This is a genomic window from Limosilactobacillus secundus, assembly GCF_020784695.1.
Lineage (GTDB): Bacteria > Bacillota > Bacilli > Lactobacillales > Lactobacillaceae > Limosilactobacillus > Limosilactobacillus reuteri_F.
Genome location: NZ_JAJGUA010000044.1, coordinates 1 through 23,759 on the forward strand (window position 1 = coordinate 1; position 23,759 = coordinate 23,759).

Annotated in this window: 19 protein-coding genes and 1 rRNA gene; 1 reads left to right on the forward strand and 19 read right to left on the reverse strand. The window is 40.5% G+C overall.

The window, feature by feature from the left end:
• Nucleotides 1-52: 52 nt before the first annotated feature.
• From LMB57_RS08375 to pth, 13 genes are all read right to left on the reverse strand, one after another.
• Nucleotides 53-1,628, reverse strand: a 16S ribosomal RNA gene (locus LMB57_RS08375).
• Nucleotides 1,629-2,540: 912 nt separating this feature from the next.
• Nucleotides 2,541-3,074, reverse strand: coding sequence for a DUF7010 family protein (locus tag LMB57_RS08380; protein WP_229271026.1), 534 nt, complete (start codon nucleotides 3,072-3,074; stop codon nucleotides 2,541-2,543).
• A gap of 176 nt (nucleotides 3,075-3,250) precedes the next feature.
• The gene (gene lysS, locus LMB57_RS08385; protein WP_229271027.1) at nucleotides 3,251-4,777 is read right to left on the reverse strand and encodes a lysine--tRNA ligase; all 1,527 of its coding nucleotides are present in this window, start codon (nucleotides 4,775-4,777) and stop codon (nucleotides 3,251-3,253) included.
• Between the two features lie 20 nt (nucleotides 4,778-4,797).
• Complete coding sequence (gene dusB, locus LMB57_RS08390; protein WP_003665662.1) at nucleotides 4,798-5,799, reverse strand: tRNA dihydrouridine synthase DusB; 1,002 nt, start codon at nucleotides 5,797-5,799, stop codon at nucleotides 4,798-4,800.
• Nucleotides 5,800-5,906: 107 nt separating this feature from the next.
• Nucleotides 5,907-6,827, reverse strand: coding sequence for an Hsp33 family molecular chaperone HslO (gene hslO, locus LMB57_RS08395; protein WP_229271028.1), 921 nt, complete (start codon nucleotides 6,825-6,827; stop codon nucleotides 5,907-5,909).
• A 90-nt stretch (nucleotides 6,828-6,917) separates the two neighbouring features.
• Nucleotides 6,918-9,026 (reverse strand): ATP-dependent zinc metalloprotease FtsH, encoded by a 2,109-nt coding sequence (gene ftsH, locus LMB57_RS08400; RefSeq protein ID WP_229271029.1) that lies wholly within the window; start codon nucleotides 9,024-9,026, stop codon nucleotides 6,918-6,920.
• Nucleotides 9,027-9,258: 232 nt separating this feature from the next.
• A complete protein-coding gene (gene hpt, locus LMB57_RS08405) occupies nucleotides 9,259-9,801 on the reverse strand; it encodes a hypoxanthine phosphoribosyltransferase (RefSeq protein ID WP_066035758.1) in 543 nt (180 codons plus the stop codon).
• Nucleotides 9,794-11,188 carry a tRNA lysidine(34) synthetase TilS gene (tilS, locus tag LMB57_RS08410; RefSeq protein WP_229271030.1) on the reverse strand — a complete coding sequence of 465 codons (1,395 nt, stop codon included), beginning with the start codon at nucleotides 11,186-11,188 and terminating at the stop codon, nucleotides 9,794-9,796. Before tilS ends, hpt begins: the two co-directional genes overlap by 8 nt.
• A gap of 1 nt (nucleotide 11,189) precedes the next feature.
• Nucleotides 11,190-11,684, reverse strand: coding sequence for a S1 domain-containing RNA-binding protein (locus LMB57_RS08415; protein ID WP_229271031.1), 495 nt, complete (start codon nucleotides 11,682-11,684; stop codon nucleotides 11,190-11,192).
• A 198-nt stretch (nucleotides 11,685-11,882) separates the two neighbouring features.
• A complete protein-coding gene (locus LMB57_RS08420) occupies nucleotides 11,883-12,239 on the reverse strand; it encodes a septum formation initiator family protein (protein ID WP_229271032.1) in 357 nt (118 codons plus the stop codon).
• A gap of 100 nt (nucleotides 12,240-12,339) precedes the next feature.
• On the reverse strand, nucleotides 12,340-12,612 hold the full coding sequence (locus LMB57_RS08425; protein ID WP_229271033.1) for an RNA-binding S4 domain-containing protein: 273 nt from the start codon (nucleotides 12,610-12,612) through the stop codon (nucleotides 12,340-12,342).
• Nucleotides 12,609-16,148 (reverse strand): transcription-repair coupling factor, encoded by a 3,540-nt coding sequence (gene mfd, locus LMB57_RS08430; RefSeq protein ID WP_229271034.1) that lies wholly within the window; start codon nucleotides 16,146-16,148, stop codon nucleotides 12,609-12,611. The genes LMB57_RS08425 and mfd overlap by 4 nt, the downstream gene beginning before the upstream one ends.
• An 18-nt stretch (nucleotides 16,149-16,166) precedes the next feature.
• Complete coding sequence (gene pth / locus LMB57_RS08435) at nucleotides 16,167-16,727, reverse strand: aminoacyl-tRNA hydrolase (protein ID WP_229271035.1); 561 nt, start codon at nucleotides 16,725-16,727, stop codon at nucleotides 16,167-16,169.
• A 205-nt stretch (nucleotides 16,728-16,932) separates the two neighbouring features.
• On the opposite strand from pth, the gene cbpA reads away from it, so the two are divergent.
• Complete coding sequence (cbpA, locus tag LMB57_RS08440; RefSeq protein WP_229271036.1) at nucleotides 16,933-17,571, forward strand: cyclic di-AMP binding protein CbpA; 639 nt, start codon at nucleotides 16,933-16,935, stop codon at nucleotides 17,569-17,571.
• 108 nt (nucleotides 17,572-17,679) lie between these two features.
• On the opposite strand, the gene LMB57_RS08445 is transcribed toward cbpA, so the two are convergent.
• From LMB57_RS08445 to acpS, 6 genes are all read right to left on the reverse strand, one after another.
• Nucleotides 17,680-18,471 (reverse strand): 2-keto-4-pentenoate hydratase, encoded by a 792-nt coding sequence (locus LMB57_RS08445; protein ID WP_229271037.1) that lies wholly within the window; start codon nucleotides 18,469-18,471, stop codon nucleotides 17,680-17,682.
• A 384-nt stretch (nucleotides 18,472-18,855) separates the two neighbouring features.
• Nucleotides 18,856-20,094, reverse strand: coding sequence for a cytosine deaminase (gene codA, locus LMB57_RS08450; protein ID WP_229271038.1), 1,239 nt, complete (start codon nucleotides 20,092-20,094; stop codon nucleotides 18,856-18,858).
• On the reverse strand, nucleotides 20,085-21,461 hold the full coding sequence (locus LMB57_RS08455) for a cytosine permease (RefSeq protein WP_229271039.1): 1,377 nt from the start codon (nucleotides 21,459-21,461) through the stop codon (nucleotides 20,085-20,087). Before LMB57_RS08455 ends, codA begins: the two co-directional genes overlap by 10 nt.
• Nucleotides 21,462-21,650: 189 nt before the next feature.
• Complete coding sequence (locus LMB57_RS08460) at nucleotides 21,651-22,025, reverse strand: type II toxin-antitoxin system PemK/MazF family toxin (RefSeq protein ID WP_003667249.1); 375 nt, start codon at nucleotides 22,023-22,025, stop codon at nucleotides 21,651-21,653.
• Between the two features lie 18 nt (nucleotides 22,026-22,043).
• Nucleotides 22,044-23,171, reverse strand: coding sequence for an alanine racemase (alr, locus tag LMB57_RS08465; protein WP_229271040.1), 1,128 nt, complete (start codon nucleotides 23,169-23,171; stop codon nucleotides 22,044-22,046).
• Nucleotides 23,172-23,534: a holo-ACP synthase gene (gene acpS, locus LMB57_RS08470; RefSeq protein ID WP_229271041.1), complete on the reverse strand. Its 363-nt coding sequence runs from the start codon at nucleotides 23,532-23,534 to the stop codon at nucleotides 23,172-23,174. It abuts the gene before it with no gap.
• Between the last annotated feature and the right edge of the window lie 225 nt (nucleotides 23,535-23,759).

A 23,759-nucleotide genomic window follows, 5' to 3' on the forward strand; every position in this document is an offset into this window, starting at 1 on the left:
CTCAAAACTAAACAAAGTTTCTTCGATGTGTAGGTTCCGTTTTATTCCTTAGAAAGGAGGTGATCCAGCCGCAGGTTCTCCTACGGCTACCTTGTTACGACTTCACCCCAGTCATCTGTCCCGCCTTAGGCGGCTCCCTCCATAAAGGTTAGGCCACCGACTTTGGGCGTTACAAACTCCCATGGTGTGACGGGCGGTGTGTACAAGGCCCGGGAACGTATTCACCGCGGCATGCTGATCCGCGATTACTAGCGATTCCGACTTCGTGTAGGCGAGTTGCAGCCTACAGTCCGAACTGAGAACGGCTTTAAGAGATTAGCTTACTCTCGCGAGCTTGCGACTCGTTGTACCGTCCATTGTAGCACGTGTGTAGCCCAGGTCATAAGGGGCATGATGATCTGACGTCGTCCCCACCTTCCTCCGGTTTGTCACCGGCAGTCTCACTAGAGTGCCCAACTTAATGCTGGCAACTAGTAACAAGGGTTGCGCTCGTTGCGGGACTTAACCCAACATCTCACGACACGAGCTGACGACGACCATGCACCACCTGTCATTGCGTCCCCGAAGGGAACGCCTTATCTCTAAGGTTAGCGCAAGATGTCAAGACCTGGTAAGGTTCTTCGCGTAGCTTCGAATTAAACCACATGCTCCACCGCTTGTGCGGGCCCCCGTCAATTCCTTTGAGTTTCAACCTTGCGGTCGTACTCCCCAGGCGGAGTGCTTAATGCGTTAGCTCCGGCACTGAAGGGCGGAAACCCTCCAACACCTAGCACTCATCGTTTACGGCATGGACTACCAGGGTATCTAATCCTGTTCGCTACCCATGCTTTCGAGCCTCAGCGTCAGTTGCAGACCAGACAGCCGCCTTCGCCACTGGTGTTCTTCCATATATCTACGCATTCCACCGCTACACATGGAGTTCCACTGTCCTCTTCTGCACTCAAGTCGCCCGGTTTCCGATGCACTTCTTCGGTTAAGCCGAAGGCTTTCACATCAGACCTAAGCAACCGCCTGCGCTCGCTTTACGCCCAATAAATCCGGATAACGCTTGCCACCTACGTATTACCGCGGCTGCTGGCACGTAGTTAGCCGTGACTTTCTGGTTGGATACCGTCACTGCGTGAACAGTTACTCTCACGCACGTTCTTCTCCAACAACAGAGCTTTACGAGCCGAAACCCTTCTTCACTCACGCGGTGTTGCTCCATCAGGCTTGCGCCCATTGTGGAAGATTCCCTACTGCTGCCTCCCGTAGGAGTATGGACCGTGTCTCAGTTCCATTGTGGCCGATCAGTCTCTCAACTCGGCTATGCATCATCGCCTTGGTAAGCCGTTACCTTACCAACTAGCTAATGCACCGCAGGTCCATCCCAGAGTGATAGCCAAAGCCATCTTTCAAACAAAAGCCATGTGGCTTTTGTTGTTATGCGGTATTAGCATCTGTTTCCAAATGTTATCCCCCGCTCCGGGGCAGGTTACCTACGTGTTACTCACCCGTCCGCCACTCACTGGTGATCCATCGTCAATCAGGTGCAAGCACCATCAATCAGTTGGGCCAGTGCGTACGACTTGCATGTATTAGGCACACCGCCGGCGTTCATCCTGAGCCAGGATCAAACTCTCATATAAAATATATAAGAACTTGAATAGCTCTCAATTATCTTTGTTATTAAGCGAATTGACTTCGCAAATGTTTTGCTTCAAATCACATCGTGATTGAAGACCCTACATATTTGATTCGTCGAAACTTTGTTCAGTTTTCAAAGGTCTACCTGTTGGCTAATCAAGCAGCCAATCAACATACTAATTATAACATGTATCAGATTAACTTGTCAAGAAGAAATTTTAATTATTTTTGAATTTCTTTTGATCGATAACTCAATCAGCAACTTTATTAATATATCATGTCGTCAATCAGATGTCAACAATTATTTTTAACTTTTTTGTCAAACCATCTCAACAGCACTTAACTGTTTTGACAACGATAACTACTATACATGGATTTCATTCTTTCGTCAACACCTTTTTTCAACTTTTTTGAATTTTATTTTTATCGCTATCTTTTAGCTTCGTAAACTCATTTTTCCTTTAATAAGGTTGTCTATAATTTTCCATCATCTTTGCCAATTAGGACTTCTTCACTATCTCTAAAATTACCTCCTTAATTAATATGGAAAACTAGTTTCAAAGCATCAACATTAAAATCCGGTGGTAGCTCGATGCATTTACTTATATTATTGCCGATGGTTTTACCCCTTCAATTTTACCTTAATATTGGGAACTATTATTTTAGATTTAAATTCTAATTTTATTCAGCTCACCAACCAAAGTATTATTCAGCAATTAAATCAATAGTTAAATAGCCAGACCAATCCAATTTTATCTCTTCTTAGATAGATTATTAAGAACATTAATATCTGGAGCATCTCGCTGACTATTAGCCTTGTATTTTCTTGCAACTACTTTCCTACTATAGGAGGCCCACAAGAATTAAAATAATATAGTAAAAAAGGCTTCGATCTTCTTTACCGATCAGAGCCTTCATTTAAGTTGATGATTTTCTAATATTAAGGTAATGCAAAATGCTACTACCATGGTAAGCATAACTGATGCTAAAACAAACGGTTTAAAATTAAGCCCCACCAATAACGCTAATATCGAAATTACTATTGATGAAACAAAATATGTCCTAGAATTATACAACCAACTATATGGCAGTAAATGAGCACCAAATATTATCGCTAACACCATTAACATTTTATTGGGAATAGTCGGATAAATCCACATTGCAATTAAAAGATACAAAAGCTGATTCATCGAAAACAACATCCCCAATTTAGTTAACGGATTTGTCTTATTTTGAAAATCTACATTAATCAATCGAGATATGAAATAAGATATTGGTAAAAGTAAGGCCGTACAGACAAATACGAATAAGTTTTTAGTAAGAACGGGAACATTAAGTAGTTCTACTGCAAGAATACCGCCCCATACTACGATCGAAGCTATTATTATATGCAACCCGCGCTTTTGTTTTACTATACAGTCTTGCTTTAACTTTTCTAATTCTCCCATCGAATTCCCCTCATTTTCTCCTCTAAATTGATAATTATTCTATCATACCTAAAACAGAAAAAACTCGCACTCCACAAAAAATGGAATACGAGTTATCTATTTATGCTAATTTTTCATTAACTAAGATTTGCTGTATCTTCAAAGACTCGTTAACGCCTTTATATCAACCATTCAGCTTACTTCTTCTTGTTCTTCTTTTTCTTTGAATCGTTCTTAGCTTCCTTTTCTGGACGCATTGTTGGGAAAAGAATAACATCCCGAATAGATTTAGCATCAGTAAGAAGCATTACAAGCCGATCGATTCCAATACCAAGTCCCCCAGTAGGCGGCATCCCGTATTCGAGGGCTTGAACGTAATCTAAGTCGACTGGTTCAGCTTCATCATTACCATTAGCTTTTTCCTTTGCTTGCATTTCAAAACGTTCCTTCTGGTCAATTGGATCGTTCAATTCACTAAAGGCATTTGCCAATTCGCTACCATCAACATACAATTCGAAACGATCAGTCATCGCAGGATTATCAGCATTCCGCTTTGCTAATGGTGAAACTTCGACTGGGAATTCATAGACAAAAGTTGGTTGAATAAGTGTATCTTCAACGAACTCTTCAAAGAATGCATTCAAGATATGACCCTTTGTCCAGTAAGGCTTATACTCAACCTTGTGTTCATCAGCTAACTTCTTAGCATCTTCATCCGTCATTGATTCATCGCTGAAGTCAATGCCAGTCTTTTCCTTAACGGCATCCACCATCGTGACACGTTTAAAGTTTCCTCCAAGGTCAATTTCACGTCCTTGGTAAGTAATCTTTCCATCATCTGAAACAACTTTAGCTGCTGCCTTAACGATTCCTTCTGTTTCATCCATAACATCTTGAAAGTCAAAGTAAGCAGCATAAGTTTCCATTGTCGTAAATTCAGGGTTATGGTGAGGATCCATCCCTTCATTCCGGAAAATCCGGCCCAATTCGTATACCCGTTCAAAGCCACCAACGATTAACCGCTTAAGGTACAATTCGGTAGCAATCCGCAAGTACATATCAATATCAAGCGCATTGTGGTGAGTGATAAATGGCCGCGCATTAGCACCACCAGCTTGAGTGTTCAAAATTGGGGTTTCAACTTCTGTAAAGCCATTATCATCCATGTACTTCCGGACGGCCTTGATGATCGCTGTCCGTTGGTGGAAACGCTTGAAGCTTTCTGGGTTAGAAATCAAATCAAGGTAACGCTGACGATAGATAGTTTCAGGATCAGTAACCCCATCCCACTTATTAGGAAGCGGACGCAATGCTTTTGACAAGAAGGTAATTTTATGTGCACGAACAGTTAATTCACCTGTATCCGTCTTGATAACATCCCCTTCAATTCCAAGGAAGTCACCAATATCTGACCGCTTAAAAACATGGTAAGGCTCATCCCCGACCATATCCTTACGAGCGTAAACTTGAATCTTACCAGTCCGATCAACAAAGTCAGCGAAACCAGCCTTACCACTACTCCGCTTTCTTGTCATTCGACCCGCAATAATTACTTTGGCGCCCATCTCGTTTAATTCTTCTTTATCGTATTGATCAAACTTATCATGCAAGTCTTGGGCAAGATGGTCTCGTTTGAAGCGGCGGCCAAATGGTTCAATTCCCGCTTCTTTTAACTCTTCCATTTTTTCACGCCGAACGCGCATTTGATCTAGTTCTTGTGACACTTAAGTTCTCCTCCTCGTAATTAGGCTTGCTGTCTTTTTGCAGCTCGTTCTGCAGTTTGTTCAGCAAAGCGGTCAAAAATATCGTTCATTTCATCAAGTGTTTCTGCCTCGACTAACGCTACCTTAGTCCGAGCAGCACGCGGAATACCCTTGATATAGTAAGTAGATAACCCACGGAACTCACGTACTCCCACATATTCGCCCTTTAAATCAACTAAACGATTAAGGTGGTCCTTGGCCATTTCAATCTTTTGTTCTGGGGTTGCTTCTGGGAGCAGTTCGCCAGTCGCTAAGTAATGTTCAGTTCGTTTTAGCATCCATGGATTACCCATCGCTGCCCGACCGATCATTGCGGCGGTTGCGCCAGTCATATCAAGAATCTTCTTTGCATCCTCTGGTGTCTTCACATCACCATTAGCCATGAACGGAATTTTTAATTGACTCGCTACTTCTTTTAGTATATTCCAATCTGCTTGTCCCGTATACATTTGTTTTCGAGTTCGACCATGCATCGCAATTGCGCTAGCTCCTGCCCGTTCAGCTGCCAAAGCATTTTCAACAGCTAAAATATGCTTGTCGTCCCAACCGGTTCGCATCTTAACGGTAACTGGCTTCTTAACAGCATCAGTAACATATGACACCATTTCATAGACTTTATTAGGATCCAGTAACCACCGCGCACCCGCATCAGTTTTTACAACCTTATTAACAGGACACCCCATATTTATATCAATCACGTCAGCTGCTGTATGCTGATCCACATACTTAGCAGCCTCAACTAATGTTTCTTTGGTTCCACCGAAAATTTGAATTCCCATCGGATGTTCTTCCGGGTCGACATCCATCATATTTAAAGTTCGTTGATTATGGTACATAATGCCACGGTCTGAGATCATTTCACAGACAACGTAGCCAGCACCAAATCTTTTACAGATAACCCGAAAGGCGGAATTGGTTACTCCAGCCATTGGTGCAACAACAACTTGATTAGGAATTTCAACGTTACCGATCTTCCACTTCATTTTTTCACCTCATTACTGCTTAAGAAACTGTGCTGGCCATCCAGTTTCATTTTTAATTGTCCGATAACTCAACTATCATAGCATATCAACACGCTTAGCACCAAAAATTACTTTTCATCTGTTGATTTTTTATCATCATTCGCAGTCATTTCCGCATAGATCTTCTTTAATTCGTCTTCGTTAAATTCGTACTTCTTCCCGCAGAATTGGCAAACAGTTTCCGCATGGTGGTCTTCATCAATCAACTTCTTCATATCGTCTTTAGAAATACTTGCAAGGGCGTGGGCAAAACGTTCTTTAGAGCAATCACACGCATAACGAACTGGCATTGTTTCAAGGATCTTTAAGTCCTCGCCAAAAATCTTCTTCAAAATATCTTCTGGCGTATCACCATCACGTAACATCTGTGATACCAATGGCAAGCCCTTTAATGTCTTTTCAAGTTTGCTGATTTCTTCATCGCTAGCACCAGGCATTACTTGAATCATAAAGCCACCAGCAACATCAATATTTTCATCAGGGTTAACGAATACTGAAAGACCAACCGCTGAAGGAATTTGTTCAGATTGAGCAAGGTAGTAAGTAAAGTCATCACCAAGTTCACCAGAAACTAAATTTACTTCGCCAGTATAAGGTGTCTTGTCGCCAGGAGCCATCTTGGTTACAGAAAGGGTCCCTTGATTACCAATTGCCTTTGCAACGTCAATCTTTCCCTTATCATTTGCTGGTAAAGAAACATGTGGATTACCCATGTAGCCTTTTACGGTTCCTTCAGCAGTTCCATCCGCAATAATAAAGCCAACCGGACCGTTCCCTTGAATCTTAACCGTCATTCCTGCTTCTCCTTGTAAGCTAGAAGTAGCCAAAAGAATCGTTCCAATTAACGTTCGACCAAGAGCAGCAGAAGAAGCACTCCATGTATCATGAATTTCGTGTGCCTTTTGAACAACTTGGGTAGCATTTACAGCATAAGCCCGAAACTTTCCATCCTTAGTCATTGACTTTACTAAATAATCTGTTGTTTTCATTTTAACTTCCTCCTTAAAATTTAACCTAAAGAAAAGACGGAAGACCACCACCTACCAATCAGGTTTTGTATCTTCCGTCTTTTCAATAGTTTACTTGTCTTCAGAATTGTCTGAATCATCACTTGATTGTGAATCGTTTGAGTTGTCACTCTTAGTATCGGATGAATCATTTTGATTATCCTTTGCTTCATCGTGACGCTCATTTTCCAATCGTTCAAGTTCACGCTTGGATTCTTCAAAGGTTTGTGCGCGTGCTTCTTCGTCTTCAGCAGCAACATCCTTATCAGGAACTTTTCCAGTCTTATAAAGACTAAGAATTTGTTTTTCATCAAGCGTTTCGTACTTGAGTAATGCTTCAGCGATTTGCTTATGTTGTTCACGGTGCGTCTCAATAATGTGTAAGGCAGTTTCGTGCCCTTCAGTTAAGATTCGACGTACTTCTTCATCAACTAAAGCAGCAGTCTTTTCGGAGTAAGGCGATTGGTCATAGCCTTGACCTGTAAAGACCTGACCAGAACTTTGCAGTTCTACTGGACCAATCTTATCACTCATTCCGTACTGGGTAACCATTGAACGAGCAATTTGGGTTGCTTGTTCAAAGTCATTCGAAGCTCCTGAAGATTGTGACTTAAAGACAAGCTCTTCAGCAGCCCGTCCACCCATCAGACCAGCGATTTGTTCCATCGCATTCTTTTTCGACATTAACATCTGATCTTCACGTGGAAGCATGATAGCATATCCACCTGCGCGCCCACGTGGAACAATTGTAACCTTATGAACAACTCGTGCGTCATTTAATACAAGACCCACAATGGTATGACCTGCTTCGTGATATGCAACAGTCTTTCGTTCTTGTTCAGATTGGACACGGTTATGCTTAGCTGGTCCAGCAATTACCCGGTCTTCTGCTTCATCTAAGTCAGCAGCATCAATTTCAGTTTTGTTCCGTCGCGCAGCTAATAAGGCCGCTTCGTTTAATAGGTTAGCTAAGTCAGCCCCGACAAAACCAGGAGTCTGTTTAGCAATTTCCTTTAAATCAACGTCACTTGCCATTGGCTTGTTCTTAGCATGAACTCGTAAAATGGCTTCACGACCCTTAACATCTGGCCGCCCTACTAAAATCTTTCGGTCAAAACGTCCTGGACGCAAGAGGGCAGGATCCAAGACATCAGAACGGTTGGTAGCTGCCATCACGATGATTCCTTCATCACCTTGGAAACCATCCATTTCAACTAACAATTGGTTCAAGGTTTGTTCACGTTCATCGTGACCGCCGCCCATGCCATTTCCACGGCGCCGACCAACAGCATCAATTTCATCAATGAAGATGATTGCTGGAGCAGCTTTCTTGGCTTGATCAAACAAGTCACGAACACGACTAGCACCAACACCGACGAACATTTCAACAAAGTCAGACCCAGAGATTGAGAAGAATGGCACCCCTGATTCACCGGCAACTGCCTTAGCGAGCAAGGTCTTACCAGTACCTGGAGGCCCCTCTAGTAAAACACCAGATGGAATACGAGCACCAAGCTTAGTGAATTTCTTTGGATTCTTCAAAAATTCAACGATTTCAACTAATTCTTGTTTCTCTTCTTCTTCACCGGCAACATCTGAGAAACGAACTTTGTTTTTCTTAGCATCAGATGGCTTAGCCTTGGTCTTGCCAAAGCTCATCACTCCACGGCCACCGCCACCTTGACCAGCTTGACCCATCATCATGTAGAAGAAGAAAATCATGATGACTAATGGCAAGACAGTCAACAATAGGTTCATCCAGACACTATTAGATTCTTCAGCACGAGTACTAATCTTTACATTATGACGGTTAGCATAGTTTTGAAGTTGACTAACAGTTACGTCACTTTCCAAAACAGAACTTTGGAATTGCGTTACCTTATTGTTTCGTTGTGGTGTAAGAGCAAAGCCAGTATTGTTGGCGGAATTGTCATTATTTGGCTGGGGTTTACGGTAAGTACCCGTAACCTTATATACACCACCATTGGGCTGAAGCTGAACGCTCTTAACCTTATTACTCTTCAGTTCGGAGATAAACTCGCTTTGGGAAACTGTCTTACTTTGTCCTGTTGAGGTATTGCCCCCAAAGAAGAAGTAGGCGATTCCCATAATACACAAGAACATCACGGCATAGAAGAGAACGTTATGAGTAAAATTATTTTTTTTACGATTGTTGTTCATAACAACCTCCTATCTACCAGCAACGATATTTTATAATTGTAGTCACTATCATAGCATATTTGACAAATATTGACTATTAATTTCACAGAAGAATTAATAGTTTTATCGCCAATGTTATTAATAATATACACTACATATTTACGGATCCATAAAAATGGACGTTAATTAAGAATATCTTTAAAATACCGTCCATTTAATATTGATTTTCCGTCATCCTAATTATCTAACATTTTTAATCATTTTGGTATACAGATGGCTTCAAAATTCCAACATATGGCAAATTTCGGTAGAATCCCTTGTAGTCAAGACCATACCCAACCAAGAATTCTTTAGGAACCGTAAAGCCAACATAGTCAGGGTCAACATCTACTTTCCGACCTTCTGGCTTATTTAATAATGAACAAACCTTGATACTCTTTGCTCCCCGGTCAGCTAAAAGGTCCATCAAGTATTTCAAAGTACGACCAGTATCAACAATATCTTCCATAATTAGAACATGCCGGTCTTTAACATCTGTTTTCAAATCATGAATAAGTTTAACTTTTCCAGTCGAACCTAAGCCACCAAAATAACTAGAAACATCAATAAAGTCGATTTGGGCCATGATGTCTAGCCGTTCGATCATATCAACAGTAAATAAAACTGCCCCGCTTAAAACGGAAATGATAATTGGTCGTTTATCCTTATAATCTTTTGTTAAGTCCGTTGCTAATTCGTCCATTCGTTTGCCAAGCATTTCTTCACTATATAAGACACGCTCAATATCGTTATTCATTTACCTTCTTCTCCTTATTTTTTATTCCAATAAAACATGGCTGCCACGTCTGCTGATAGCCGGTTGGCCGTTCAAACCAACTCCACTTTCGATTAACTATCCAGACAACCTCGTCATGCGCATCAACTAGGACCATTTGCTGGTCACGCTGTTTTCGGGAAACTTTTTGGTCGATTAGAACCCGTTTAGCTAACTGGTGATGACCATTTTTCAAGCGAATACGATCTTTTTGTCGCCATTGTCGTAGCCGTAGTGGAAATTGATCAGGAGCAAGCCATTGCGAAACTACCTGTTCTTCATCCTTAAAAAACGACTTTTCAGCTGACACTGCCATTAAGTTTATTGAATCTACTTGATACCATTGTTCCAATTTTATCACATGATCTTGGGGCTTTTGTAGGTTCTCAAGCGGATTATCTATTTTTTTTAACGCACAAGTAGCGTAGGTTTTCTCAAGAATATATTGGTGCGACAATTTAACGATTTGCTGTGGCTTTTTCTCGTTTTCTAAGGTCTGCAGCAATTCATCAAGTTGTCGGTCCTTAATATCATATATCCCTTGTTTATTAAACCATTGTCGTAAAATTTCTTTTCGAATAATTTCCTTGTTTTTCGATAATCTTGCCAGGCTCATCCTTCCTTGTTGATCAATACATGTTGCTAATTGATCTGCAACTTCTTGGTCACGCCAGGCAATAAGATCCGTTAACTGTTGATGATAGCTTTCGAGGTGAGAAAGCAACTGAGGATTTTCCTCTTCAAGCATTGGGATTATCGCATGTCGAAATCGATTCCGTTGAATGTTCAAGTCCTTATTTGTCTTATCCTCATACCACTTAAGATGATGCTGTAAAGCATATTTCTTTAGCTGTTGCTTGCTAAAGGGTAAAAGTGGCCGAATTAAGGTTCCAGAAGCAAATGGTCGCCGATCCCGTATTCCCACTAATTGACTCAGTTGACCACCACGAGTCATCTTCATCAGCATTGTTTCTGCTAAATCATTTTGGTGGTGTGCCGTGAGCAGGATTTTTGCTTGGCTATCTTCCATCACTTCCCGAAAAAAATGGTAGCGGGCTTGCCGAGCAGCGTTTTCGACTCCGGTCTGTGGATGAAGAGTTTGTGGCCAGTGTGCAACCGCTAGTTTTAAATCATTTTGTTTACAATATTGCCGAATAAACTGTTCTTCAAGCCGACTTTGTTTTCGTAATTCATGGTTCATATGGGCAACGATAATATGTGGACGATCCCTTAACGGCAAGTGCTGCAAGAGATCTAAAAGAACCATCGAATCGACCCCGGTTGAGACAGCCACTACTACCTTATCCTGGGTAGTAAAAAAGCGACTCCTTACTAGGTGTCGCTCAAATGCTTGTTGTAAATCCGCCATATTAGCTCCGTCGACCACCACGGCCGCCACGCTTACCATCAGTTTGACGCTTCAAAGTAGATAAACGTGATTCACTTTCTTTTAAGTAGCCAGCTAACATGTCATTAAAGTCTTCGTGTTGGTGACTGTTGTGGTGGCGTCCACTAAAACCACCACGAAAGTTATCATTGTGACCACGGAAATTATTATTCCGTTCGTGGTGAAAATCACGATGATTATTTTCACGATGATGGTCGTTTTCATGATGATCTTGATGTTCACGAGGAGCTGCGGCCTTGATTGAAAGAGCAATCTTACCGTCATCACCAATCCGTGTTACTTTTGCTGTAACTTCATCCCCGACAGCTAATACATCATGAACGTCCTTGATATATTTATCAGAGATTTGACTGATATGTACTAGCCCTGTCTGATTATCATCTAAATCAACGAATGCACCAAAATTAGTGATTCCTGAAACTTTACCTGAAACCTTTGCTCCAACTTCAATTGCCATGAAACCTATAGATCCTCCTGAACCATCTCATATTTTTGTATTTGAGTATATCATAACTTCATCTTGAAAACGTATGAAAATAACTAAACTTCTCATTAAAAAATTAAACTGAAAAATCACCCAATTACATTCTTAATTTTAACATTTAAAATATTCTAACCCTACTAAAAACATCTTATTGAGCTAATTTTATGATCATTAGTTCAAATTGTAGATTGTCTCACCTTTTTTAGAGTAATTATATTTGGCACGGATAACCTGCTGAATATATTCGGGATTATGTAACATTTTAATCTGACGCTGTAGTTGTTGATTCTTTTGTTTTTGTTTTGTTAATTGTGATTGTGCTTGTCGAATATTGCCATTAATATCCGTTAATGTCCGTTTGCTTTGAAATATCTGAATTCCAAAGATTAAGAAGATAATCAAAAAAACGGCAATAATCCGCTGACAACGGCGCTTATGCACATGCCGATTATATGTTTTTTGATTCGAAACCTGGCGGGCATATGGGGTATTTAATTGTGAAACTTTGCTATCAGATTGTCCTTTCATCTGACATTCCCCTCCATTTTAACTTATCACGCTTTAAGTATAGCAAGATACCGCGGAGAATGTCCATATTATTATCAACTTTTTTATATCTCAGAAGACATTATAGTTGGTCAAAAGATTCTGCATAAGTTTCATCAACAATTTCATACATATCTTCCGCTTCACTCTTTTTAGTTGTTTCAACAATCCGATTAATCTTAACCGTCTCTGTCTTATTACCAAACTTAATTGTTAAAGTATCCCCAACCGCTACCCGACTGGATGACTTTGCTGGTTGACTATTAATTAAGATCCGTCCTTGGTCCGCAATTTCCTTAGCAATTGATCGACGTTTAATAATTCGTGATACTTTTAAAAATTTATCTAATCTCATTTTTCCGCTCCTTTTTCATCGGCTTGAATAACGTTTCCTAAAGCCGTTACAAATTGTAGTAGCTGGTGAAGCCAATCATCAGTTGTCATTTTGGGTTGGATAACCAGCCGAATCGTTAGTTGCTGATCGGCCTCACCAATTGTCGCTTTGAACCGCGTATTAGCTAACTCCTTAATTATTGCCGGAGCTTTAATCAAGCGACTAGCACGTTCGGTAAACTTAATATTAATATTATCCCGTTGCCGTTTAATCTCAGCAATCATCGCTAGATCAGCATGATTCTTCAATTGACTTACAAGTAATAGCGTTCCGACCGGTGCTGGGTAATCGCCAAACCGATCAATCAAGTCACCTTGAATATCAATAACTTCTTCATCTGTCTTAGCTTGGCGAATTGTTTTATATAATTCGATCTTTTGTCGTTGGTCTGCAATATAATCCGTTGGCAGGTAAGCTTCAACCCCTAACTCAACTTCAGCATCGGAGTGAATAGTTTGCTTCTTACCCTGCTTTTTAGCCACCGCATCACTAAGCATCGCCGAATATAGGTCATAACCAACAGAATCGATAAATCCATGCTGCTGTTTTCCCAAGAGGTTACCAGCTCCACGAATAGCAAGATCACGCATCGCAATCTTAAATCCAGATCCCAACTCTGTAAAATCACGAATTGCAGCCAGCCGCTTTTCTCCTAATTCGGTTAGGACCTTATTAGGTTGATACATAAAGTAAGCATAAGCCACCCGATTACTGCGACCAATCCGTCCGCGAATCTGATATAGCTGTGCTAACCCCATCCGATCAGCATTTTCAACAAAGAGGGTGTTAGCATTTGGAATATCAACCCCCGTTTCAATAATCGAGGTAGTCACTAATACATCATAATTTCCTTGAATAAACTCATAGAGGACTGTCTCCAGTTCATTTTCACTCATCTGACCATTAATATAGCCAATCCGGGCTTCAGGAACAAGGTCTTGTAACCATGCCACAGTCTCTTCGATGTCATGAACGCGATTATGAAGGTAATAAACCTGTCCGCCACGTTGCATTTCACGAATAATCCCATCGCGAATTGCACCACTATTTTGCTCCATTACATAGGTTTGGATTGGGTAACGCCCAGCAGGCGGGGTCTCAAGAACTGATAAGTCCCGTACGCCCAGCATTGACATGTGCAAGGTCCGGGGGATTGGGGTTGCCGTTAAGGTTAAAACATCAACATTATTTTTTAATTGCTTTAGTTTTTCCTTATGTTTTACTCCAAATCGCTGTTCCTCATCAACAATTAATAGCCCAAGGTCCTTAAATTCAACATCTTTTGATAGGATTCGGTGAGTCCCAACAACAACATCAACGCTTCCATCCTTTAACCCTGCTTCTGTCTCTTTTAGCTCTTTGGGCGTCTTGAAACGTGACATCAAGGCAATGTTGATTGGGAAGCCTTCAAACCGGCGCATGAGGGTGTTGAAGTGTTGCTGGGCAAGAACAGTTGTTGGCACAAGGAAGGCAACCTGCTTTCCTCCAGTGACCGCCTTAAAAATTGCCCGCATTGCAACCTCGGTTTTACCATAGCCGACATCCCCTACCAATAGTCGATCCATCGGCTTTGGCTTCTCCATATCCTCTTTAATTTCATTAATACTCCGCAACTGATCACGAGTCTCATTATACGGGAAATTAGCATCAAATTGTTTTTGGAGATAATCGTCTTTCGGAAAAGCATACCCCTTCTCCGCCTCTCGCTTAGCATATAAGTCAACTAATTCATCAGCGATATCTTCAATCTTTGAAGAAACGCGCCGTTTAGTCTTTGCCCACTCGTTACCGCCAAGCTTATTGATATGCGGGGTCTTAGATTCTGATGAGACATACTTTTGGACAAGGTTTAGCTGGGTTACTGGAACATATATCTGAGCGTTATCCCGGTAATTGATGATCATGTAGTCTTGATGAACATGGTCAACTTCCATCGTCTTAATTCCACTAAAAATCCCAATTCCATGGTTGACATGAACTACGTAGTCACCCGGTTTAAGATCAGTATAATTTTTTAAACGTTCGGCATTGGCAAGTTTTTGTGGACGATGATGAACCTTTTTTACCTGCTTAAACATCTCACTTTCTGTAATAACAACCAGCCCAGCAAGCGGCATTTCAAATCCATTGTTTAAGTTAGCAGCAACAATTTGAACAACATTCGGCTCGATATTTGTTAATTCAGTTTCAGTTGCGGTGATATCAAAGTCAGCAAGCGTTTGAGCAATCTGCTTTCGCCGTTCTGGACTATTTGCCATCAGTACTACTGTTTGCCCTTGATCAATCCACCGCTGAAGTTCGGCTTTCAGTAGTGGCATTTGACCAAAGAAACGTTGCATGGTTCTGCTTTTTAGGTCGGTAATTTGGCTAAGCTTAATATTACCGAGACCTTTTTTAAATAAAGCGCCATAAATTTGCGGATGCGGGTCTTTTTTTATTATGGCCGAGACGTCATTGCTAAGATCTGGAACATCCGTTAATTGATGGTGAGCAACCTTATCTTTAAACCAACCTGCATCTTCTTGAGTCATCTGCTTGGCAAATTGCTTTATCCGTGTCAGGTCATCAAAGTAAATCGTCCCATTATCAGGAAGATAATCAAATAAGGAATGCTTCGCCGGATAAACCAGATTGCTAAATTCTAAAAGTTCATTAGGCAAGTGCTGGTTCTTAAGCGCGTTTAATAATGGTTCAAAGCGGTTAGCCACCTGCTGTTCAATATCAGCATCATCAGCACTTAACTCCTTCACTACTTTTTTATATTCAGTATCTAGCGCTTCATACACCCGCGAAAATTCAGTCCCCGGGATAATAAAATCTGTCGCTGGTAGTATCTGAACTTCTTCAACATTATCAATACTCCGCTGGGTACTAGCATCAAAATACCGGAGTGAATCAACTTCTGTATCAAAAAGATCAATTCTAACCGGATTATCGGTATTTAAGGCATAGATATCAATAATCGACCCACGAATTGCAAAATCACCAGGCCGCAAGACCATTTTTTGAGATTGGTACCCCATTGCGTTTAATTGTTGCCGAATTTTAGCTGGATCCACTTCTCCGCCAGTCTTAATCTTTAACGAGGACTGGGCAAAGTATTCTGGTGAAATAATATTGCGCCGTAACCCCGCAGCAGATGCAACCACAACTGCTGGTTCTTTATTAATCAACGCATTTAAGGCCAGAACCCGCTGAAGACGATAGTTAGGAGAACTAGTTGCTACTTCTGCCGCTAAAACCTCTTCAACCGGAAATTGGTAAACACGACTGGCAGGAAGAAGGTTCTCTAAGTCACTAGCTAATTCCTGCATATGGGAAATTGTGTCGGTCACCACTAGAATTGGTTGCTGTCCTTCTTTAGAAAGGGCACTCAGTAATTCTGTTCGCGCCGATCCAGAAATCCCTGTTATCAATTGATGGTTTTTTGGTTGGAGATCAGCCGTAATTTGTTTAAATGATGGCGTCTTCTCGATTAGATTTTCTATTTGCACCATCAACGCCACCTTTCTATTTTAGTTATAGGTATTCATTAACTTGGCAAAGTCTTCTCCATTAATCCAGTCTTCTAATGCATGCTCAGCGTGTTCAACGGCTTGGTCAAATTTAGGTCGTTCTTCTTTAGAAAATTTACCTAAGACGTGACTAACCACCGTTCCATGTTGGGGATGGTCAATTCCTACTTTTACCCGGTTAAAGTTCTTGGTTCCCAACGCGCTGATAATACTTTTAAGCCCATTATGACCACCAGAAGCCCCATGTGTTTTTAAACGTACTTTGCCAACAGGCATATCCAAGTCGTCATTAACAATTACGAGATCATCCAAGTCAATACCATAATAATCTACTAATGGTCCGACTGCTCGTCCTGAATCATTCATGAACGTCGTTGGCTTGACTAACATTACTTTTTCACCATTAATTACCCCACTAACTGCTACTGCTTCTTGTTTTAGGTGGGTGAATGCTCCCAGGTGATAATCTCGTGCTAGTTGATCAACCACCATAAAGCCAGTATTATGACGGGTCTCATCATACCGCGTCCCAATATTTCCTAAACCAACAATCATTTTCATTGTTCTTTCATTCCTTTCACGCAAAAAAGCCGCACGGTCACTCTTCCCGTCCAGCATAAATTTTAACTAGTATTATACCCTATGTTACTTTTTTCAGCATACTAATTTGAATTAGCAGCATAAATCTTCTAATCTTTTTCTAATCCTTTTGATAGAAATGTGTTATTATAGTGAGTGCATTTAATCGATAAAAAGGATGTTAATTATGATTTTCAATTCATTAATCAAACCCAAAGCAACCTTAACAACTCTTCCAGAAACAGCGACATTAGATGAGGCTCTGACCATCTTGGAGGATACCGGTTATCGGTGTGTACCAGTTCTCGATAAGTCAGGAAAGATTTTTCGGGGAAATATTTATAAAATGCATCTTTACCGGCATAAAGCACGACAGGGGGATATGCACTTACCGGTAACTGCATTATTAAAGAATGCCACTAAATTCATCTCAATTAATGCGGCTTTCTTCTCTATCTTCTTCGCTATTCGCGATCTTCCATATATTGCGGTATTGGATAACAATAACCAGTTTTATGGAATCTTAACCCATAATAGTCTTTTACGAATGTTAGCTGCTGGCTGGAACGTGAATAATGGGAGTTATGTTTTAACTGTTATCACTCCTGATGAACGGGGAGCACTGGTAACGGCTGCCAAAGAAATCACTCGTTTTTGTCAGATCGTAAATGTCATTTCGCTCGATCCAGAAGACGAAACAATGAAACGAGTCTTATACACGTTGCCTGCTGATGTTACTAAAGAAAAGATGGAACGAATTGTTAAACGACTTGAGAAAAAAGGGTTGGAAGTTTCAGAAATTGAAGACTTGCACCAAAGTTATTAAATCTTAAAGCGACCTGTGATTAACTTAACCACAGATCGCTTTTTAATTTTCAAAATATTAATTTCCGTTGGCGATTCCTCACCCAATTTTCCCACCTGCTTTCAACACTTATTTTGCATTAACCACAACGTTTCCTAAACCGCTATCGAACTCAACTTCCCACTTACCAGCAGTGAGCTTAGGTGGTAAGACAAATGTTCCAGATGATACCATTTGACCCTTGGTAAATGCTTTTCCTTGTTCAGCTAATTTTTGCACTAACCATTGAAGAGACTTAAAGGGATTGCCCAAAACTTCTGATGATACCCCTTCTTTTAATTTCTCACCATCTTTGAATAAAACGGCATGAACATTAGCAGCATCGTCAACGTTTTCAAACACACTATCTGCATCATGTTCTTCACCATATACAACAAGACCACCAACAGCACAATCAGCCATTACATTATATTTTCCTAAATCTGGAAACCAGTCGACAAAACGTGCATCAGGCAATTCTAAGGCTCCCGCAACAGTTACTTTCTGAAATAAATCTTCTAATGTATCACTCGGCTGCAAGTCTTCTTTTGCACGGAAGGTTAATTCAACTTCTAATAGCGGTTCGTTTAACATCTGCAAGTCAACATCCGCTGGTGATTGTAGGAATCGTTCAGCAACTTGTTGTCCGTACAATGGTGAATCAGCATCAAACATGTCTTGAGTTTCTTTACTAGTTAACGAAACTTTATAGCCTGCAGTTGGCTTTCCTTTTAACTTTACTACCGCATCTTGAACTGCATATGCGGTTTCATCATCAGTAACAACGTCTTTCCATTCTTCCTCTTTCAACGGCGTATTAGTGTCATAAGCTTCAAAAAGAGCCTTAGCAAATTCTTCCTGTCGTGCGTTTAATTCAGTCATAATAATTACCTCCAAGACAAAATATTTTCTTAAAATTTAGAAAGAAAAAAGCGTCCTTACATTGCTTTATCGCAATTGTAAGAACGCTTCTGCGCGGTACCATCCTACTTTGATCAACTCGTAGTCAATCCTCTCATTCACAAACAATCATTTGTGGCCAAAATAATGGATGGCAGCCAACCTCAGCTTACTTGGTTTCAGCCGGTAACTCAGGAACGATTAACAATTAGAAATCTCGATCAGCTCACACCACCCGCTAATTCTCTGTCACCAATTTCAAATCGTTATTTCCTTCAACGTTTTTCTAATCTAAATTTAATTGTTGGATATAATATACCGGTCATTCCCTAACTTGTCAATAACTATTATGAGATTTTTTTAATTTTATTTGATATTAACTTTGGTTTCAGCTGGTTTCGTCTCGGCAAGAACCTTCCCATGTCGAATATTATAAAGAACTTCAACATGCTTATTAAGGGCATTATAAAAGTCGTGGGCATTCAATAAGATACAGTTTGCAGGTTTTCCTACTTCAATTCCATAATTATCACTAATATGCAATGTCTTAGCACCGTTATAGGTTACGTAATTAAAGGCATCTTGCAGTTGGTGATACCCCATCAAGTGAGCAATATAAACACCCATCGTAACTGCATCTAACATGTTACCATCACCGAGGGGATTCCACGGATCTTGGATATCATCCTCACCAAAGGAAACATTAATCCCCGCTCCTGTTAATTCCTTAATCCGGGTAACGCCGCGACGCTTTGGGTAAGTATCGAAGCGGCCGCCAAGGTGAACATTGACTAATGGATTAGATACAAAGTTAATATCACTCATCTTTAATAGACGGAATAATTTATAAGTATAAGCATCATTATATGATCCCATCGCTGTCGTATGACTTGCTGTGACCCGATCCTTCATCCCTCGTTCATAAGCTTCGGTCGCTAAAACTTCAAGATTACGCGAAGCTGGGTCATCGATTTCATCACAGTGAACGTCAACTAAACGATCATACTTATCCGCGAGAGCCATTAAGAAATGGACGGATTGCCAACCATATTCAGTTGTAAATTCAAAATGGGGAATACCACCAACGACATCTAATCCTTCTTTGACCGCCTGTTCCATTAGTTCACGTCCATGAGGATAGCTAAGAATACCTTCTTGTGGAAATGCAACCAACTGCAAGTCGATCTGGTCTTTTAATTCTTCACGCAATTCAAGAAGAGCACGGGCGGCAATTAAATGAGGATCAGTCACATCAACATGGCTCCGTACGTGTTGCATTCCATGACCAACCATATTTAGTAATGTCTTTTTCGCACGCGATTTAACATCTTTCTTAGTTAAATCTTGTTTCCGCTCACTCCAAATCCGGATACCATCAAATAAAGTTCCCGTTTCATTCCATTCTGGCTGACCAGCAGTAAGTGTAGCGTCTAAGTGAACATGAGAATCAACAAATGGTGGTAAAAGTAAATTTTCTTTACCATCAATAATTTCTTCACCGTCATGGGGCGTTAAGTTAGCCTTAATCTCACTAAATTTTCCATTGATAATTCGAACATCGACTACTTCTTCATGATTATCAACATGGACATTTTTTAATAGCATAATTCATCTTCCTTTCGGTCAACCAGCAACATAATTCCATAATATAGAATACCACTCAAACACATATCAATAAATGTGGCCCCAATCGTATTTACGAAGATTGGCAACTGATGAACACCTAAGAAGAAAGCAACCCCGATAGCAAAAACAATAATTGCTACCCAGTTGACGCCGCCGCGATACCAATATTTCCCACCAACTTTACCTAATTCATCAACATCGTATTGCCGGTGAGCGCGGAAATAAAAATCAGTACAAATAATGGCAATCGTAGGTCCTAATACCATCCCCACATAATCAAGGAACGATTCAAAAGCACTCAAGAAACTACCGACAAACATTGGGATAAAGGTCACAACTGTCGCAAGCAATACTACGATCCATAATGAATACTTTAATTTGAGCTTTGTAAAGATATTTGAAAGAGCAGATCCAGCCGCTAATAAGTTAACAGCATTTGCCGTCATCGATGTCAAAATAATAACAAGGAGGGCAACTATCCCTAGCCCTAATTTACTAGCAATCGTTGACGGATCGGAGTTATTTGCATTATATCCCCCACTTGAAATTGCAATACTAATTGTTGAAATCAAGCCGATAAAAGCAAACCATACAACCCCTAGTAAAGCACCAAGAAATGGCGTCAAAGTCGCATTCTTTTCTTTAGCAGTAAAGCGAGTGAAATCAGCACCGGCAGTTACCCAGGCTAAATTAAAAGCTGCTACGTAATCGACTGCCGCGCCGACTGCCATTTTTGATTGCGCAGGAACATGCCAATTTACAATTTGACTGAAGGAAACGGTTCGAAAAACAGCTACTGACTCCCAAATGACGAATACAAGAACAAGAATTATCCCTAAGCGTTCAATCATTTGAACTGAACGTGATCCGCTAGAAACACTAATAATATGGAGAATGCTCATGATAATAATCCCGACTACTAGCCCTAAATAGCCGCCATGCTGTCCCCACACAGGCCATCCTAATAAGTCATGGAAAAGAATGCTTACCGATTGGGCAGCAATAAAAGTATTAACCGCTGTCCAACCAATAAATTGGGTAATATTAACTAATGATGGGAGATAACTGCCCCGTTCACCAAATGAAGCACGACTTAAAGTCATCGTCGATACTCCTGTTTTATAACCAATGTAACCTACCAAACTTAAAAATACATATGATAAGGCAGATGACAATACTAAGACCTTCATGGCAACCGAAAATCCACAAGCGGCGAGCACTCCGCCGACAAACCATGTCCCATTATTGGCATTTGCGCCGACCCACGTGGCAAACATATCCCAAGTATTAGTTTTTCGGTTCTTCATTGGAATACTAAAAACCGTTGTCCCTTTTTGCTCTTTCACAAGATATCCTCCTTAGACCTAAAAAGCTCTAGTCCCTTTAATGGTCCTAGAGCTTTACAAAAGAGGAAGCATAGTTTTGTGTCCACTATGCTTATATTACTTTGTCTTTTGTAGTCTCTCTGGGCTACATTAAAAGAACCGTGATTAATTTAATAGTGAGTATACGAGTTCTGACACAAATTGTCAAACTCATTTATTTTCATCATAGGCAGCATTCAACCCCACACTAATTGTTAATGCTTTATCCACTTTTGCCATTGTCTCTGGCGATAAGTGAGCAATTCGGTCTTTCAATCGTTGTTTATCAATCGTACGTAATTGCTCCAATAAAATGACCGAATCATGAGTTAATGGTAACGACTTACCTTTTAGTTGGACATGAGTAGGCATCTTCTTTTTTTGCATTTGGGCAGTAATCGCAGCAATGATTACTGTTGGACTATAATGATTTCCCACGTCATTTTGAAGGATCAGGACTGGACGTACACCACCCTGTTCCGATCCAATTACCGGGGATAAGTCTGCGTAATAGATGTCACCCCGTTTTACTTTTCGTTTTGTCATTACCTTCGCTTCCCTTAATTAATTACTTTGGCGATAAATGCGATGAACCCGATTACTAATATTAGTTAGGATTTCATAGTTAATAGTTCCAGCCTGCTCAGCTAAATCAGTTGCTGTAATTTCTTGATCACCGGACTTGCCCATCAATACTACTGGAGTGCCGACTGGGTAATACTTAGGAAGGCGAATCATCATTTGATCCATACATACTCGTCCGGCAATATCACAAAATTGACCGTCAACTAATACTTTATAACCAGTCATACACCGTGGATAACCGTCAGCATAACCAATTGGCAAGGTGGCTAACCATTCATCTTGCTCCGCCGTATAAGTGGCACCATAGCTGACAGATCTCCCTGCCTTTAACTGCTTAACAAAAGAAATTGATGAAACTAATGAACTAACGGGCTGTAAATCAAGCGTTAATTCCAAGTCACGTCCAGATGGGTTTTGTCCATACATTGAAATACCCATGCGAATTGTGTTAGCAGTGATTGTCTTCCGATGCCATAAACCGGTCGCCGAATTTGCCATATGAACATACGGTGGCAGTTCATCAAGGCTAGCAATAAATTGATGCCAACGTTGGACCTGCTGATTAAAGTAATTTTCATCAGGACTATCAGCAGTTGCAAAATGGGTAAACATCCCTTCAAATTCAAATTCAGGACTATCAAGCAACTTAACAGCTTGCTTAAATGTATCTACCTCTGTAAAACCAATCCGACCCATTCCTGAATCAATCCCAAGATGAACCTTTAATGGTTTCTTAGGCTTGGCAACTTGTGCTAACTGATGGTATTGTTCAAGCCAATCTAAGGAGCCGACCGTTAAAGAAACTCCGGCTTGAGCAGCAATCAATGCATCTTCAACTGGCGTAATTCCAAGGACAAGCGTCATGGCTTCAATACCGTTATCCCGTAATTCTAATGCTTCATCTAAAATCGCCACGCATAACCCACTTGCACCACTAGTCATTGCTGTTTGGGCAACTGGAATCAATCCATTGCCATAAGCATTTGCTTTTACAACGGCAAGAATCCTATTATTGGGGGGCAATACTTTTTTCTGTTCTTGAATATTATGACGTAATGCATCTAAGTCCACTATTAATGATGTATCTCGCAAACGACCATTAACCATTTATTTATTCTCACTTTCTAAAATTACTTCTGTCATTACTAATGTGGCAGTATGACTCACTGAAGCATGAGCATTACCATTATACGGCGATTTAGTCACAATCGGCGCACCATATTGGTTATCAATGATTTCAATATCATGAAAGCCTAGTTTAGCACCAATCCCCGTTCCGTATGCTTTAGCAAAAGATTCCTTTAGTGACCACCGACCAGCAAGATATTCTGCTGAGCGCTGACCGCTAAATTGACTATATTGTTCTAGTTCAGTCGGTGTCAATACATGCTGGATGAATTGAGAATGCGCTGTCGCAGCTTTCTTAACTCGTTCAATCTCGGTTATATCGATTCCAATCCCCTTAATCATCGAGCGTTCGTCTCCTTAATTCTCACTAGTATCTACCGCTTAATCTTATCGAAAATAAGCGCTTCTTGCAATTATTGTTACATTAGTCCATCATTGTCATGTCATATAAAATTATAAATAAAGTTTATATTTTTATAGTTACAATTAGCTCAGAAAAAGTTATAATTTTAAGGCAATAAGCATTCTTATTTTTGAACATTTCATTAATTTTTCCTTAAGGATTTT